The sequence below is a fragment of the Marinobacterium sp. xm-d-579 genome (assembly GCF_013282935.1).
Classification (GTDB): domain Bacteria; phylum Pseudomonadota; class Gammaproteobacteria; order Pseudomonadales; family Balneatricaceae; genus Marinobacterium_E.
On record NZ_WBYP01000001.1, the window covers coordinates 490,475 to 505,890 of the forward strand.

Here is a 15,416-nt window from a genome sequence, read left to right on the forward strand (position 1 = left end):
TATCTCGTTAGGCCAGCTTATGTTTAGTAAGGGCAGTTTAGTCGAACTATGGAATCCACGCTGGTAAACAATCTACTCAATCCAGCTTGCTACCCGCATGAGGTGAGCGAGTTTGAAGTGATTGAGACGCACATCGCGTGGCTTATCAGAACCGGCGAGTTCGTCTACAAAATCAAAAAGCCGGTCAACTTTGGATTTTTAGATTTTACTACACTTGAGAAGCGAAAGTACTTTTGTGAGGAGGAACTTCGCCTCAATCAACGTCTTTCTGAAAATACCTATATTGAAGTTGTGGCTATCGGCGGTACTGAGAGCGATCCAGTGATTGGAGCGACAGGTGAGCCGATCGAATACGCCGTCAAAATGCGTGAGTTTGCTTCAGGGCTACTGCTCTCCGAGCTACTAAACGTCTACAAATTCGACCCCAACTGGATCGATAAACTGGCTGATAAAATTGCTGACTTCCATCAGCGCGCACCCATTGTTGCCCCCGGAAGTCCATGGGGTGAACCCGATAGCATTGCCGCCATTTCCGAAGATAACTACAGGGACATCGATCGTTCGCTTATTCCCGAAGAGGATGCCAAAGAGCTCGACCGTCTTTGGCAGCACATTAAAGATCGTTACCAACTGCTTGAACCCTTAATGCGTCGTCGCAAGCTCGATGGCTCGATTCGTGAGTGTCACGGTGATCTTCACCTGGGCAACATCACCTTAGATGGTGATTCACTCCTCGTGTTTGACTGCATTGAGTTCAACCTAGAGTTCCGTTGGATCGATAAGATGTCGGACCTTGGCTTCCTGTTGATGGACCTAGAGGCTAACGGCCACCCTCGTTGGGCGAACCGTTGTCTTAACCGCTATATGGAGATCACCGGCGATTACGAAGGGTTAATTCTACTGCCCTACTACAAAGCGCACCGCGCGATGGTACGAGCGAAAGTCGCCATGTTAGGCGAGAAACCCAATCTTGCTGAGTTCCAACACTACCTTAAACTGACCGCCGAATACGCGGCTGCGCCACTACCGATGTTGGTGATGATGCAGGGGATTAGCGGCTCCGGTAAATCACATATCTCTAGCAAATTAGCCGAGCTGATCTCCGGTGTTCGTGTACGATCAAGTGCTGAGCGTAAAAAGATCTATCGCAAAGCGTCTCGCGAAGGTGAAAGCCTTGAGATGTACGGTGCAGACATGAATATGCGCACTTTCCTAGAGATGAAGCGCGTCTCTGGCATTCTGTTAGAAGCGGGCCAGACTCTGATTCTGGATGCCGCATACATTCGCCAACGTTCACGTCGACAGTTTCTGCAACTGGCCGAAGAGCTGGGCTGCCCAGCACGAATCATCGCTTGCGAACCCCCAGAGAAAGTCATCGAGGCGCGCCTGGCTAAACGTTCCGAAGAGCGTGAAGACCCAACAGATGCAACTATTGAAGTGATGCAAGCGCAAAAACGCGTCGCTGAGCCATTAAGTGAAGAGGAAGAGAAGATCGCCCTTCACATCGATACCAGCGAAGAGAATGCGCACCTTAAGATCATTCAATACTTGATTGATCAGAAGCTGCTACCAGAGACGGTAAACTGCGGATAACCCTCCTCAGTGGGCTCTGCACTCTCGACTTCCACCTCGAACAGTTGCCTTAAGTGAGCGGTTGTCAAAACGGAATGATCACCCTCTACAACAGAGCCTTGCATACCAAGTAGGTAAAAACAGTCCCCCATTCGTGAAGCTAAACTCGCCTCTTGAAGGGTCACCACAACCGCATACCCCTCCTCTTTAAACGATCTTAGCAGCTCCACTGTCCGACGTTTAAACTCCGCATCCATAGCAGTGCAAGGCTCTTCAATTAATATTAGGCTGGGCTCATTGGGGCGACTCACCAAATCACAGGCCAGCTGCACACGCTGCCTCTCGCCTCTCGAGAGCGTTTTAAAGGGGCGCTGCAATATTGATTCGAGTAACAACTGAGTTTTTACCCTTTCACTGCGCGATTCGAATAAGACTTCATCAGCACCCGAAGAGTGACCGGCCTGCAGAAGCAGAGACGAAACATTCATATCAGGATCAAGATTAAACTTTGAGAGAGACTGGCTTAACTCAGAAAAATGGCCAAACAGATCCACGTCATAGGCCTGTAAAATGACACTGACTTTGTGACGTTTAAAGGGATGAACAGGCATACCGTTTCTCTCTGTAAAGCATTAAAATTTGGAAAAATTTTAGGTGTAACCCATGATTCTGTGCAGTGTATCGGATTTAGTCGACGGTGAAAGCCGTGGTTTTGAACGGGAGGGCCTATCCCTTTTTGTTGTAAAACAGGGCGACCAAATCTCAATTTTCAAAAACAGCTGCCCCCATCGCGGTATTCGCCTAGAGTGGCAACCAGACACTTTCTTGGATGTCGAAAAGCAGTTCATCCAATGCGCCACGCACGGCGCGCTATTCACGATAAACGAGGGTGAATGCATTGCGGGCCCCTGCCCAGGTGAACGGTTAGAGGCGATCCCCTTTGAAATCATCGACGGGAATATTAGGTTAACGATTTAACCTCTAGTGTCGCTGACAAACTGTTCAATTCGGTTAAGCGCCTCATCGATATTGGCCAAAGAGGTGGTGTAAGCGAAGCGAACAAATTTGTGCGCCTGATACTCACCAAAATCGGCACCAGGCGTCGCGACCACGCCCGCCCTCTCTAGTAACTCCCAGCACCAACTAAAGCTGTCATCACACAAGTCTGAAGCATCGGCATAGATATAAAAAGCACCCGCTGGCGTTCTAGGGACTTTAAAACCAATTCGCTTGAGCCCTTCTAACAGGCGATCACGTCGCTGCTGCAACTCCTCTCTTCGCAACTCGAACAGTTCAATCGCATCAGGTTCGAATGCTCTGAGCGCAGCATACTGAGACAAGGTCGTGGGAGAAATGTAGAGATTTTGTGCCATCTTCTCCATTTCAGCCACCGCTGATGCATCCGCTACCAACCAACCCAAGCGCCAGCCCGTCATGCCGAAATATTTTGAAAACGAGTTGATCACGATGCAGTTTGTATCGATGCTAAAGGCACTGGGAGTCTCTGCACCGTAGGTTAGGCCGTGGTAGATCTCATCAACAACCAAGGTGCCACCTAAACGAGAGACCGTTGCTGCAATATTGGCAAGCTCTTGTGGATCGATGACCGCTCCGGTTGGGTTAGCTGGCGAGGCAATAAGAACGCCTGCAGTCTGTTCATCCCAATGCTGCTCAACCAATTCAGCGGTTAATTGGTAGTTCTGTTCATGATCCACGGGAATAGAGACCGCTTGGGCCTCCACTATGCGCAAAAATTGACGATTACAGGGGTAGCCTGGATCGGCCATCAATATCTTTTGATCACGATTGGCTAACAGGGCAAAGGTCAATTGCAGTGCAGCTGAAGCACCTGCTGTGACTAACACATTGTCTGCGGCGATCTTCTGCCCGTAACGCTGTTGGTGAAAGGCTGCAATTTTTTCACGAAGAGCCGAAATACCTGCTGCCGGTGTGTAGGTCATAGGGGTAGTGTCCAGCAGACGTTTTGCCTCCTCGATCACCTGGGGTGCCGCACCAAAATCGGGTTCGCCCGCCCCTAAATGGATGATAGAGCGCCCCTGATCGGCTAACGCATGAGCGTGTTTAAGCAGATCCATCACTTTAAAGGATTCAATTAACTGCGAACGCTGACTCCAACTCTTAGACATATCACCTCCCGATCGAATCGACACAGTATACTTGTTACACCAACAGAGACTAGCCATCTTTATACTGTTCTGGTAACTTCGCTGACTTACTAAAAAACGGACTCTCTCGATCCAACGTATTACCCAATAATCGAGAGCAATAATACAATCACAGGGTACGAGGCAGACACTATGCCAAGCAGTAATACTGAATCTTTTACTCACATTGCGCCATACGACATCAAAGACTCAGAAGAGTACATGAACGATGCGCAGAAGGATCACTTCCGACTTATTCTTAAAGAGTGGAAGCGCGAACTGATGGAAGAGGTCGATATGACCATCAACCACCTTAAGGAAGAGGCTAGCAACTTTGCTGACCCTGCCGATCGTGCCAGCCAGGAAGAGGAGTTCAGCCTTGAACTTCGCACACGAGATCGTGAGCGCAAGCTGATTCGCAAGATCGATAAAGCACTCGAGTCAATCGATGAAGACGATTTCGGCTATTGTGAAGCCTGCGGTGTAGAGATCGGTATTCGCCGACTCGAAGCTCGACCAACGGCAACTCTCTGTATCGACTGCAAGACGCTTGCAGAGATAAAAGAAAAGCAGACAGGCAAATAATAGAAGCGCGGTTTGTACCGCGCTTTTTTATGTCCTTTATATTCATACAATGAACTACATTGGTCGATTCGCCCCCTCTCCAACAGGCCCTCTTCACGAAGGCTCACTGCTAACCGCGCTGGCCAGTTACCTAGAAGCTAAAAAGCATCATGGACTTTGGCTAGTCCGAATAGAGGATCTTGATCAACCACGCTGTCAGCAGGCGCATGAAAAGGCGATTCTTGAAGCGCTAGAAGCCTACGGTCTCCATTGGGATAAAACGGTCATGCGTCAAACTGACCGAATCGATCGCTACACTGATCTCTTTCAGTCGCTCATCGCTCAAGGGCAGGCATATCGCTGTGGTTGTAGCCGAACGGACTTAAAGAGTCGGCACGCCTTACCGCATTACGATCGGTACTGTTTGCTGCACCCTGCCAATAAAGAGCCAACCGCAGTCCGATTTAAAGTGGAGCAATGTTCAGGGTTTGATGACCTCCTTCAAGGCTCTCAGCCGACTCCTTCAGAAGGGGTTGGTGATTTCATTCTCTACCGTCGTGATGGCATTGTTGCTTATCAGCTTGCAGTCGTACTGGATGACTATGAACAGGGAGTGACTGACATTGTTAGAGGGTCAGATCTGCTTGATGAAACGCATAAACAGCGAGCACTGCAGCTCACACAGGACTACCCTCTGCTGAAATATGCTCATTTGCCGTTGGTGTTAGCCGCTGATGGACAAAAACTATCGAAACAGACCTTTGCGTGCGCCTTGCCAACAGAACCATTGGAAATCATTAAACAACTTAAAAAGGCGATGGTTAGGCTTGGGCAGATTGATGAAAAGTGCGATATACCGAGCGATGTAGGGGCTTTTATTCAGTTCGCGCTAGATGTTTGGGATATACAAAAAGTTCCAAAAGTTATTAAAAACAGCTAGTGATTTAGACTTTGGTATGAAGTGTTAAATTTTTTTCACTTTAGGGTTGAATAGAGCTAATGGATTACCTATAGTCGCTCCACAACAACAAGAAAGGACGGCGCAATACTTAGCTCAAATAAAAATAACAAGAGCAAAAGGTGCCGACGAAATACCTGCTCCGAATAAAAATAAAAATGGAGCATTACTCGATCGTGAGGACTGTCACCGCAAGGGACAATAAAAATAACACCAAATTATTGGTGGCAGCCTCACGCTCGAACCCCCAAACGAAAAACCTCCACCCTACTTAAAAACTCCCATACTTAAAGACCTGTACGGACCAGTTATTAATTCTTACTAACTACTGGTAGACTAGCGCCTTTGTATTAGACTCGAACTGTTTTTAAATGACCTCTCAAATTGTTCTATTCCTTCTAGGCATTGCCGCTATTGCTGGCCTCTACTTTGCGCTTCGTACTAAAGCGGCACCGATCACTGAAGCCAATATTGAAAACACCCAAGCGGATGATCTAGTCACAGCCATTTTGCCGGAAGGTGAACGTCGCGTTGTTCCCGAGTCGATCCATAACATTCCTCGCCACGCTCTGGATGACAATGCCATGCGTGTCGTCTACCGTTTGCTTGATAACGGCTACGATGGCTATCTAGTCGGTGGCTGTGTACGCGATCTTCTGGTCGGCAAAAACCCTAAAGATTTTGACGTTGCTACCTCCGCAACCCCTGAGCAAGCAGAACCCCTATTTAACCGTGCTCGACTTATTGGTCGCCGCTTCAAGATCGTCCACGTCCGTTTTGGTCGAGAGATCATCGAAGTCACCACTTTCCGTGCCGGACACGACAGCGTTTCAACCTCTAAGGATCAATCACGACAGGCCGCCTCTGGCATGCTGCTGCGTGATAATGTCTACGGCACGATCGAAGAGGATGCAAAGCGCCGCGACTTCTCGATTAACGCGCTCTACTACAACGTTGAAGACAACTCCGTTTACGACTTCGCTAATGGCTACCCAGATCTTCTGGAAAAACGCATTCGCATCATCGGCGATGCTGAAGAGCGCTACCGTGAAGACCCTGTTCGCATGCTGCGCGCCGCTCGCTTTGCTGCAAAACTGAGCTTTGATATCGACCCCGACACCGCCCAACCGATTCATAAACTGGGAGGCTTAATCAGCAAAGTAGCTCCTGCTCGCATGTTTGATGAAGTACTTAAGCTATTACAAACCGGTTACGGCGAAGCCTGCCTTCGCCAACTGCTCCGTTTTGATCTATTTAAGTACCTTCTACCGGCCACTGATCGCATGTTAGGTAGCGATGAGTACCCAGTTGAGCAGCTCGTTAACAATGCGTTACGCAATACTGATCGCCGCCTTGCTCAGGATAAGAGCGTCAACCCCGCTTTTCTATTTGCAGCGATGCTTTGGTACCCGCTGGTGGATCGCATGCGTGATCTTGAAGGACACAAAGACCTACCGCCTCTACAGCGACTTCACGAGGCCGCTAATCAGATCCTAGGTGAACAGGTCCGAGCGACTGCCATTCCAAGACGTTTCTCCACGACGATTCGTGAAATCTGGGAGATGCAGCACCGTCTAATGCGCCGCGATCGTGCCGATCAACTGATGGAGCATCCACGCTTCCGTGCTGGCTACGATCTTTTAGTGTTGCGCGAAGAGAGTGGTGAAGATCTTAACGGAATCAGTGGTTGGTGGACCGAATACCAGAACAGCCAACCCAATGCTCGTCCTCAGGTACCCGCTGAAGAGCGCCGCAAACGCTCTCGCCGTCGCCGTCCTAATCGTAAGCCAAAAGAGCAGTCATAAGATGATTCGCGCCTACGTCGGATTGGGCAGCAATTTAGAGAATCCTCTACAGCAGGTGGCTGATGCTCTGCGAGAACTGCAGGCGATTCCCAACACCAACCTTGTAGAGCACTCCAGACTCTATCGCTCAGATCCAGTGGGTCCTCCTGGACAACCCGACTACATCAATGCGGTTGCTTGCCTCGAGACAAGCTTAGAAGCTGAACAACTGTTGGATGAACTGCAAGCGATAGAGCAAGCCCATGATCGTGTTCGAGTGCAACACTGGGGGCCGAGAACCTTAGATCTGGATATTTTACTCTTTGGTGATCAAGTCATTAATACTGAGCGACTCACAGTACCCCACGCCTTTATGTGTGAGCGAAGCTTTGTCCTCTACCCTCTCGCTGAAATTGAACCCAATTTAGTGCTACCAAATGGTGATCACCTAAGCGAAATTTTGCTGGAATGTCCTATGGGCACACTGGAACCAATCGCACTATAATAGTGCGCATCTTATCGAATAGAGAGACTGATTAAATGAGCACACCAAGCCTGCACCGTTTAATTGAGAAAAAACAGGCGGGAGAGAAATTTGCGGTTCTAACTGCCTACGATGCAACATTCGCCCATGTCGCCAGCAGTGCTGGCGTAGACCTGATTCTGGTCGGTGATTCATTGGGTATGGTTCTGCAAGGTGAATCCAGCACGCTGCCGGTAACGGTTGACGATATGGCCTACCACACTCGCGCGGTGGCTATGGGCAACCAAGGGTCTCTCATCGTGTCTGACCTGCCCTTTATGAGCTACTCAAACACTCAGCAAGCGGAAGAGAGTGCCGCAAAACTGATGCGCGCTGGTGCCCACATAGTCAAACTGGAAGGCGGCGCTTGGTTAACTGACACCATTTCAGCACTCAGCCGCCAAGGCGTACCTGTCTGCGCACACCTAGGTTTAACACCACAATCGGTCAATAAATTGGGTGGATACAAGGTACAGGGACGCGACAACCATGCCGCGACGTTGATGCTTGAGGACGCTCAGCGCTTACAGGACGCAGGCGCAGATATGCTGGTGTTAGAGTGTGTGCCAACCCTACTGGCCTGTGAAATCACTAAAAACCTCGACATCCCAGTGATTGGCATCGGTGCAGGTAATCTTACCGATGCTCAAGTGCTTGTAATGCATGATCTGCTAGGTATTACACCTGGACGGCGTCCCAAATTCGTTAAAAACTTTATGGAAGGTGCTGGCTCGATCCAAGAGGCGATTGAACAGTACGTTGCCGACGTTAAAAGCGGCACATTCCCTGGCCCAGAGCACAGTTTCGAATAATCTATGAAAACCGTTACGACCATTGCCGAGCTTCGAGCTGCGGTCACTGCAGCACGTGCTGCAGGTAAAAAGATCGGCTTCGTGCCGACCATGGGCAACCTTCATCAAGGTCACTTAAATCTTTTGATTCGGGCTCGCGAGCTTTCAGACTTTGTTGTCTCATCGATCTTCGTTAACCCGTTACAGTTTAATAACGCTGACGACTTGGAACGATACCCTCGAACCCTTGAAGAGGATCAGGCGAGTCTGAAGGAGTTTGGTTGCGATCTGCTGTTTGCGCCAGCTGAGGCAGAGGTCTACCCCAAGGGTCGTGATTCACAGACCTTTGTTGAAGTACCAGAAGTCTCTAATCTTTACTGCGGTGCTAGCCGCCCCGGACACTTCCGCGGTGTCACGACCATCGTCAACAAACTGTTTAATTTGGTCCAACCTGACCTAGCGGTATTTGGACGAAAAGACTTTCAACAGCTGCACGTAATTCGCCGTATGGTCGATGATCTATCGATGCCCATTGAGATTGTTGGGGAAGAGACAGCCCGTGCTGACTCAGGTTTAGCCCTGAGCTCTCGTAACGGTTATCTGACCGACAGCGAACTGGCTGCAGCGCCAGCGCTCTACCAACAACTGAGCCAAATCCGTGATCAGGTTCAAGCGGGTAGCAACGAGTTTGCAGTGCTACAGGTCAAAGCGAGTGAAGCATTAGAAGAGGCGGGGTTCCGTCGTGATTATGTGCATATCGTTAATCGCAATACGCTTCAGCCGGCGACACCGGATGACACTCAACTGGTGATCTTAGCGGCCGCCTATTTAGGTCACGCTCGTCTAATTGATAATCTTGAGTTCGATCGCTAAGCCGTTGCGATCGAACCCTTACCAATTCCCTCAAACGCACGCACTTCAATCTGTTTTCCAGGTAGGGTTGCCGCAATGGTTTGCGCCAGATGATTGGCGATCAACTCCACGGTAGATTCCGTGTCGATCATGTAGACCACTGAGGTAGGAAGCGTCAGGCTGAATGCCCCCTGGGGTGCTTGGTAGGCAAAATTGACAGACTGTTCGGTACGACTGACGACATGATCTTCTGTCCCTATGTAGATATCTTCAAAGCGCTTTGCCCACTGCGCTTCAAGTGCTAGATCACGCTCACCATCAATTAGAATATGGATTCTTGAGCGGTGTCCATGAGCGATACGTTGGCAGTTACCCTCATGCTTCTGTAGACCGTGTGTGTAATGGTAGTAGGCACCGTCAATCACTTCCGGGTATAGGGTCACTTTGATACCACTGACCGTTGGAAAGATCGCAGCTAACTCCTGTTCACACCAACGAGCGACGGGTTCAGGCTCTATCGCATCCACGGGAAGGATCTCAAACGCTTGATGTGGCGCGCTGCAACGAAGGGGCTCACCCGATGGGTAGAGCCACTCCACAGTCGTGTTCTGTTCGGCTAAAGTCACCTTTAGGTTAGGTGTCTTATCAGCAATCACTAACGAGTGATCTAAGCCAGCATCAAACCACTGTTTCACGCGCTTTTTAACGATGCCAAAATCGACAATCATCCCCTCATCGTTTAATTGGCCGTCCAGCTCTAAACGGACAGCCCAGGATTCACCCACAAGACCGCGTTGCGCGTCCAGATAGGTAAAATCAACATGGGTAAGATCATCAACAAATAGCTTCACACACGACTCCTAACAGTTTGTGCAGCTATTTTAGCGAATCGGGATAAGAAATCACCTGATTGTTCGCAGCCATCGGTTGCTCCGGTATAATGCAAAAATCTTAATTCAGGTGAACCCTTCCTATGCGACTCGATAAGTACCTTGCTCAATCCACCGGTTTCTCTCGTAAAGAGGTGAAGCGTATGCTGCACGCCGAAGAGGTACGAGTGAATGGCGAACTTGAAAAGAACCCCGCTCGCAAAGTGGCTGAAGAGGATGAAGTCATTCTGGACGGCTACGAAATTGAAGCCCCGCGTGATCGCTACATCATGCTTAATAAGCCCCTGGGTTATGTCTGCTCACACGATGAGGGTGATCATGCGTCCGTGCTGGGCCTTATCGAACTTCCACGTGTCGATAACCTCACGATTGCCGGTCGGTTAGATGTTGATACAACAGGGTTAGTACTGCTCAGTGATAACGGGCAGTGGTGTCACCGTATCACCTCGCCACGTCATAAGCTGGGTAAGATCTATGAAGCGACCTTGGCAGACCCGATTGATGAGAGCTACATCGAGAAATTCGAGCGCGGTATTCAGCTTAATGGTGAGAAAGAGCTCACTAAACCGGCAAAATTAGAGATTCTCTCTGAGCAGGTAGCCAGAGTGGAGCTGTTCGAAGGACGCTACCACCAAGTAAAGCGCATGTTCGCAGCACTGGGTAACAAAGTAGAAGAGCTGCATCGCGAATCGATTGGACCGATCGCACTGGATGATGATCTCTATGAGGGTGAGTGGCGAGAGCTCACTGACGACGAGGTAGCCAGCATCTTTAATGGCTAACTTCGAATCGCTCATCAATCAGGAGATTCAAGCCAATCCAAACGGCCTTCTGATTGTTGATGAAAACCTCAACCCAAAAACAGTTCAAGCCGCCTCCGGTTGGCAGGCTCTGACCAACCGCTTTGATCAGCAACAAGCACTTTGCGCTCAAGGCTGGCAATGCTCACTCTCTGATTTTGAGTGGCCTACAGACTTAACCACTGATCTTATTCTGTATCGCATCAGCAAAGAGAAGGCGGTTGTTAATCATCTCATCAATTTGGCAGCAGAGCAGTTAAAGTCCGGTGCTCGCCTAATCTTGTTGGGTGATAAATCAGAAGGGATAAAAAGCTACGCCAAAAATGGCCAAAAATGCCTAAACGGTGATCGCTCTGAGGTTAAATTGGGCGGCGATAGCTGGAGGGTCGAACTCACAGTAGGCCAGGCAACAGGCACACCGTTAGATGATCAAGACTATCATCAAGTCCGAGAGGTTTCCAAAGTAAGTGAATACTCACTACTATCAAAGCCCGGTGTATATGGTTGGAAAAAAATCGACCAAGGTAGCCAGCAGCTGATTGAGTGCCTACCTTATATCCTCAATCGTCAGCTACCGATTGGAGCCGATCGTGTGTTAGACCTGGGCTGTGGATCAGGTTATCTTACTCTCGCTTCCTGTAGCCAAGCATCTTTCATCACAGCGACTGACAATAACGCAGCAGCAATCAAAGCGACGCAAGCAACCTTGGCAGCAGCGAACTTTCAGGCTGAAGTTTGCTTAACCAATGCCGGTGAAGAGTTGGCCTCTGAGTACGATCTGATACTATGTAACCCGCCCTTTCATAGTGGTTTTGGGATCGATTACGATTTAACTGACCGCTTTTCGAGAAATGCCGCTAGACTGTTAGCAGCAGAGGGGAAAGCCTGTTTCGTCGTGAACCAGCATGTACCACTGAAACGTATCGCATCAAGCTACTTCGAGTCTGTCGAGCTTGACCAAGATACAGGACATTTTAGCACCTATTTACTGACTAAGCCTAAGCGCTAGAGTTTTATGACTAAAGATTATCTACAACAATCGTTTTTCTTCTTCCGTTCCAACTTCAGTGCTCTATTGAGCATTCAACTGCCGTTTCTGATCATTCTGATGATCATCCAGATGAGCACTATTTCCGGAGTGGATGAGTCGAGCAACATGCAGGCACAGCTGATTCTGCTAACCGGTATGGACATGCTGTTTGTTCCTATCTACCTAGCGGCGACCATCTTCTATATGCAAGCCGTCATCGATGGAGGTTCGATCACAACCACGCAAAGCTGGTTTATGGCATTCCGCTGCTGGGGCAGACTATTTTTAACCTTCGTGCTTTCGGCATTGGTAACAGCACTGGGACTCATGTTGCTGATCGCCCCCGGTATCTATATAGCCGTTCGCTTAGCCCTGGCTAACGCCATCTGTGTCATTGAAGGTAAAGGGCCAATCGACTCGATGAAAGAGAGCTGGGAAGGCACTGACGGCCTGTTCTGGACCATGTTCAAAGGTCTGGCTCTGATCTTTGGTGGCCTGTTCATTCTAGAGGTGATCCTATCGCCGATGGTCGATCCAAGCAGCATGATCTCGATGCTGATCTCAGTCACCCTAGACTTCCTAAATGTCCTAGGCACCATCTACGCCTATCGCGTCTACCGCGCATGGCGTGACAAAGAACCGGTTGAGGATGAACCTTCGGTTCTTTAATGTTGTTGGGGCGATCTCGAAGAGATCGCGATCTTTTCTTTAAGATTTAGATCAAAAGCACCTCTATCCGACTAGCGTCGGCTAGCCTTCTTCTTTGTGTGAGCAAAGAAGAAGCAAGAAAACACACCCCGCTCCTTCGGCCTTCGGCACACTGCGCGCGATACTCTTTTTCTAACATTGAAAGGCACATTTCAGAGCCTGCTCCGTGCAGGCGCTGAAACTCTCGCCCATCCGGGGCTCGATCCTTTCAACGTCTTAACGAAAAAGAGCACCGTGCTCGTTCTCAGTCGGACGGGGAACAGGGTGCCAGATTCAAATCTCGTGCCAGTCGTCCACGTCCGATCGAGAGTAGGACTCCGTTGCGGGCTTATCGCGAAGTCCTATTGTAGGAGGGAATTCAGCTCTGCTGAAACCCCGATCGATTTCAACAGCGGGTAACAGGCTGAAGGCCAGTCACCATACTTCGTAGGAAGATCAGCGCTCCAGTGACTGGCTTTAGCCTGTCATCTGCTTTCTAAAACAATCGCGGCCTTTTTAAGACCGCTCCAACAAAAAACCGCCATAAAGGCGGTTTTTTTAGTGCGAATCAGCAGTGATTAGTTCTCTGCAGTTTCGTCCTCTTCAAGATCTTTCATTGAAAGCTTGATACGGCCGCGGTTATCGACGTCCAGTACCTTAACTTTAATGACGTCATCCATGTTGATGTAGTCAGTTACTGCGTTCACGCGCTCTTTAGCGATCTGTGAAATGTGTACTAGACCATCTTTACCAGGAAGAATGTTAACGAATGCGCCGAACTCTTCGATGCGAACAACCTTACCTTCGTAGATCTTGCCGATCTCTGCTTCTGCAGTGATCGCAACAACACGGTCAACAGCTGCTTGTGAAGCTGCTTTGTTGTCTGCGTAGATACGAACAGTACCGTCGTCATCTAGATCGATTGAAGCGCCTGTCTCTTCAGTAATAGAGCGGATAGTTGCACCACCTTTACCGATAACGTCGCGGATCTTCTCTGGGTTCACTTTAAGCTGAGTCATGGCAGGAGCGTGGTCAGCCAGTTCTGGACGAGCGTAACCGATCACTTTCGCCATCTCACGTAGGATGTGAACACGAGCGTCCAGTGCCTGTTCTAGAGCGATCTCCATGATCTCTTCAGTGATACCCGTGATCTTGATATCCATCTGCAGAGCTGTAACACCCGCTTCGGTACCCGCTACTTTAAAGTCCATATCACCTAGGTGGTCTTCGTCACCCAGGATATCGGTTAGGACAGCGAAACGATCGCCCTCTTTAACCAGACCCATTGCGATACCGGCAACCGCTGAACTTACTGGTACACCCGCATCCATCATGGCAAGTGAAGAGCCACAGACAGAGGCCATTGATGATGAACCGTTTGATTCAGTGATCTCAGAAACAAGACGCATGGTGTATGGGAAGGCTTCCTGAGTTGGAAGTACCGCAGAGACACCACGACGAGCCAGACGACCGTGACCGATTTCACGACGACCTGCACCACCCATACGGCCAGCTTCACCAACAGAGTATGGAGGGAAGTTGTACTGAAGCATGAATGGATCACGACGCTCGCCCTCTAGCGCATCGATGATCTGTACGTCACGGCTTGTACCCAGTGTACAGGTAACGATTGCCTGAGTTTCACCACGAGTGAACAGAGCTGAACCGTGTACGTTTTTAAGAACGCCCACTTCCACTTCGATTGGACGAACGGTTTTACCGTCACGACCGTCAATACGTGGCTGACCGCTAAGGATGCGCTCACGTACAGTTGCTTTCTCGATAGACGCGAATACTTTAGAGACTTCACCAGCGCCTGGTGCGCCCTCTTCACCTGTTGCAAACTGCTCTACAGCGGCATCGCGAAGTGCTTTAAGCGTGTCTTGACGCTCCATCTTGTCTGCTACTTGGAAGGCTGCTTCAACCTGTGCACCGAATGCAGCAGTAATCGCATCAGTCAGCGCTTCGTTTTTAGCAGCTGGCTGCCAATCCCACTTAGGTTTAGCGGCTTCAGCGGCAAATTCGTTAACGGCGTTGATAACCACTTGCATCTCTTGGTGAGCAAATAGAACCGCACCTAGCATCTCATCTTCGCTAAGCTCTTTCGCTTCTGACTCAACCATCAGTACCGCTTCGTTGGTACCCGCTACGACCATGTCTAGTTCAGAGTTTGCTAGCGCTTCGTAGGTTGGGTTAAGGATGTAACCTTCATCTTCCGTGAAGCCCACACGTGCTGCACCGATTGGGCCAACAAATGGGATACCAGAGATGGTGAGTGCTGCAGAGGTACCGATCATTGCAGCGATATCTGGATCAACATTCTTATCAGAAGAGACCACAGTACACACCACCTGAACTTCGTTCATGAACCCTTTAGGGAACAGTGGACGAATTGGGCGGTCGATTAGACGAGACGTTAGTGTCTCTTTCTCAGTTGGACGGCCTTCACGTTTGAAGAAGCCACCAGGGATACGGCCAACTGCGTAGTATTTCTCTTGGTAGTGCACTGAAAGTGGGAAGAAGTCTTGTCCCTCTTTCGCTGTTTTTGCGCCAACGACAGTACACAGAACCTGTGTCTTTTCGTTAACAGTAACCATAACTGCACCAGTCGCCTGACGAGCGACCTTACCAGTTTCGATCGTTACGGTGTCATTACCGAACTGGAACGTTTTAGTAACCGTGTTAAACATCGATTAACTCCTAGTAATTAACTATGTTCCGCGTCCCCTGATCTTCACTCTTTTAAAGCCAGTACTCAGTTGAATTCAGTAAACTCAAGTGAGTACAGGCTGTCAGATCA

The 15,416-nt window shown here is 49.4% G+C and carries 15 protein-coding genes; 11 read left to right on the forward strand and 4 right to left on the reverse strand.

From position 1 onward, the window contains the following. Window positions 1-48 precede the first annotated feature (48 nt). Entirely contained in the window at window positions 49-1,593 is a 1,545-nt protein-coding gene (locus XMD579_RS02580; RefSeq protein ID WP_173483795.1) for a bifunctional aminoglycoside phosphotransferase/ATP-binding protein, read from the forward strand. Here the strand turns inward: XMD579_RS02580 and XMD579_RS02585 are convergent. Continuing rightward, the gene (locus XMD579_RS02585; RefSeq protein WP_173505767.1) at window positions 1,557-2,183 is read right to left on the reverse strand and encodes a hypothetical protein; all 627 of its coding nucleotides are present in this window, start codon (window positions 2,181-2,183) and stop codon (window positions 1,557-1,559) included. The two genes, XMD579_RS02580 and XMD579_RS02585, sit on opposite strands and share 37 nt — an antisense overlap. 52 nt (window positions 2,184-2,235) lie before the next feature. On the opposite strand from XMD579_RS02585, the gene XMD579_RS02590 reads away from it, so the two are divergent. Beyond that, on the forward strand, window positions 2,236-2,550 hold the full coding sequence (locus XMD579_RS02590; protein WP_173489050.1) for a Rieske 2Fe-2S domain-containing protein: 315 nt from the start codon (window positions 2,236-2,238) through the stop codon (window positions 2,548-2,550). Here XMD579_RS02590 and XMD579_RS02595 read toward each other — a convergent pair. Further along, window positions 2,547-3,719 carry an aminotransferase class I/II-fold pyridoxal phosphate-dependent enzyme gene (locus XMD579_RS02595; protein WP_173480257.1) on the reverse strand — a complete coding sequence of 391 codons (1,173 nt, stop codon included), beginning with the start codon at window positions 3,717-3,719 and terminating at the stop codon, window positions 2,547-2,549. The genes XMD579_RS02590 and XMD579_RS02595 overlap by 4 nt on opposite strands. Before the next feature lie 171 nt (window positions 3,720-3,890). On the opposite strand from XMD579_RS02595, the gene dksA reads away from it, so the two are divergent. The 6 genes from dksA (at window position 3,891) to panC (ending at window position 9,230) form a co-directional block, all read left to right on the forward strand. Further along, on the forward strand, window positions 3,891-4,322 hold the full coding sequence (dksA, locus tag XMD579_RS02600; RefSeq protein ID WP_173480256.1) for an RNA polymerase-binding protein DksA: 432 nt from the start codon (window positions 3,891-3,893) through the stop codon (window positions 4,320-4,322). A 49-nt stretch (window positions 4,323-4,371) separates the two neighbouring features. Beyond that, window positions 4,372-5,241 (forward strand): tRNA glutamyl-Q(34) synthetase GluQRS, encoded by an 870-nt coding sequence (gene gluQRS / locus XMD579_RS02605; protein WP_173505768.1) that lies wholly within the window; start codon window positions 4,372-4,374, stop codon window positions 5,239-5,241. A gap of 389 nt (window positions 5,242-5,630) precedes the next feature. After that, window positions 5,631-7,064 (forward strand): polynucleotide adenylyltransferase PcnB, encoded by a 1,434-nt coding sequence (gene pcnB, locus XMD579_RS02610; RefSeq protein ID WP_173505769.1) that lies wholly within the window; start codon window positions 5,631-5,633, stop codon window positions 7,062-7,064. A gap of 1 nt (window position 7,065) precedes the next feature. Then, on the forward strand, window positions 7,066-7,548 hold the full coding sequence (folK, locus tag XMD579_RS02615) for a 2-amino-4-hydroxy-6-hydroxymethyldihydropteridine diphosphokinase (RefSeq protein WP_173505770.1): 483 nt from the start codon (window positions 7,066-7,068) through the stop codon (window positions 7,546-7,548). Window positions 7,549-7,583: 35 nt separating this feature from the next. Next, the gene (gene panB / locus XMD579_RS02620) at window positions 7,584-8,378 is read left to right on the forward strand and encodes a 3-methyl-2-oxobutanoate hydroxymethyltransferase (RefSeq protein ID WP_173482967.1); all 795 of its coding nucleotides are present in this window, start codon (window positions 7,584-7,586) and stop codon (window positions 8,376-8,378) included. A gap of 3 nt (window positions 8,379-8,381) precedes the next feature. Continuing rightward, on the forward strand, window positions 8,382-9,230 hold the full coding sequence (gene panC / locus XMD579_RS02625; RefSeq protein ID WP_173480251.1) for a pantoate--beta-alanine ligase: 849 nt from the start codon (window positions 8,382-8,384) through the stop codon (window positions 9,228-9,230). Here panC and XMD579_RS02630 read toward each other — a convergent pair. Continuing rightward, window positions 9,227-10,060, reverse strand: coding sequence for a 6-carboxytetrahydropterin synthase (locus XMD579_RS02630; RefSeq protein ID WP_173505771.1), 834 nt, complete (start codon window positions 10,058-10,060; stop codon window positions 9,227-9,229). The genes panC and XMD579_RS02630 overlap by 4 nt on opposite strands. 122 nt (window positions 10,061-10,182) lie before the next feature. On the opposite strand from XMD579_RS02630, the gene rsuA reads away from it, so the two are divergent. From rsuA to XMD579_RS02645, 3 genes are read left to right on the forward strand one after another with little or no spacing between them, the layout of a single operon-like run. Beyond that, the gene (rsuA, locus tag XMD579_RS02635; RefSeq protein WP_173480249.1) at window positions 10,183-10,881 is read left to right on the forward strand and encodes a 16S rRNA pseudouridine(516) synthase RsuA; all 699 of its coding nucleotides are present in this window, start codon (window positions 10,183-10,185) and stop codon (window positions 10,879-10,881) included. Beyond that, window positions 10,874-11,908 (forward strand): methyltransferase, encoded by a 1,035-nt coding sequence (locus tag XMD579_RS02640; protein ID WP_173505772.1) that lies wholly within the window; start codon window positions 10,874-10,876, stop codon window positions 11,906-11,908. The genes rsuA and XMD579_RS02640 overlap by 8 nt, the downstream gene beginning before the upstream one ends. A 6-nt stretch (window positions 11,909-11,914) precedes the next feature. Further along, on the forward strand, window positions 11,915-12,598 hold the full coding sequence (locus XMD579_RS02645; RefSeq protein ID WP_173480247.1) for a YciC family protein: 684 nt from the start codon (window positions 11,915-11,917) through the stop codon (window positions 12,596-12,598). A gap of 596 nt (window positions 12,599-13,194) precedes the next feature. Here XMD579_RS02645 and pnp read toward each other — a convergent pair. Then, entirely contained in the window at window positions 13,195-15,306 is a 2,112-nt protein-coding gene (gene pnp / locus XMD579_RS02650; protein ID WP_173482972.1) for a polyribonucleotide nucleotidyltransferase, read from the reverse strand. Window positions 15,307-15,416: the final 110 nt, after the last annotated feature.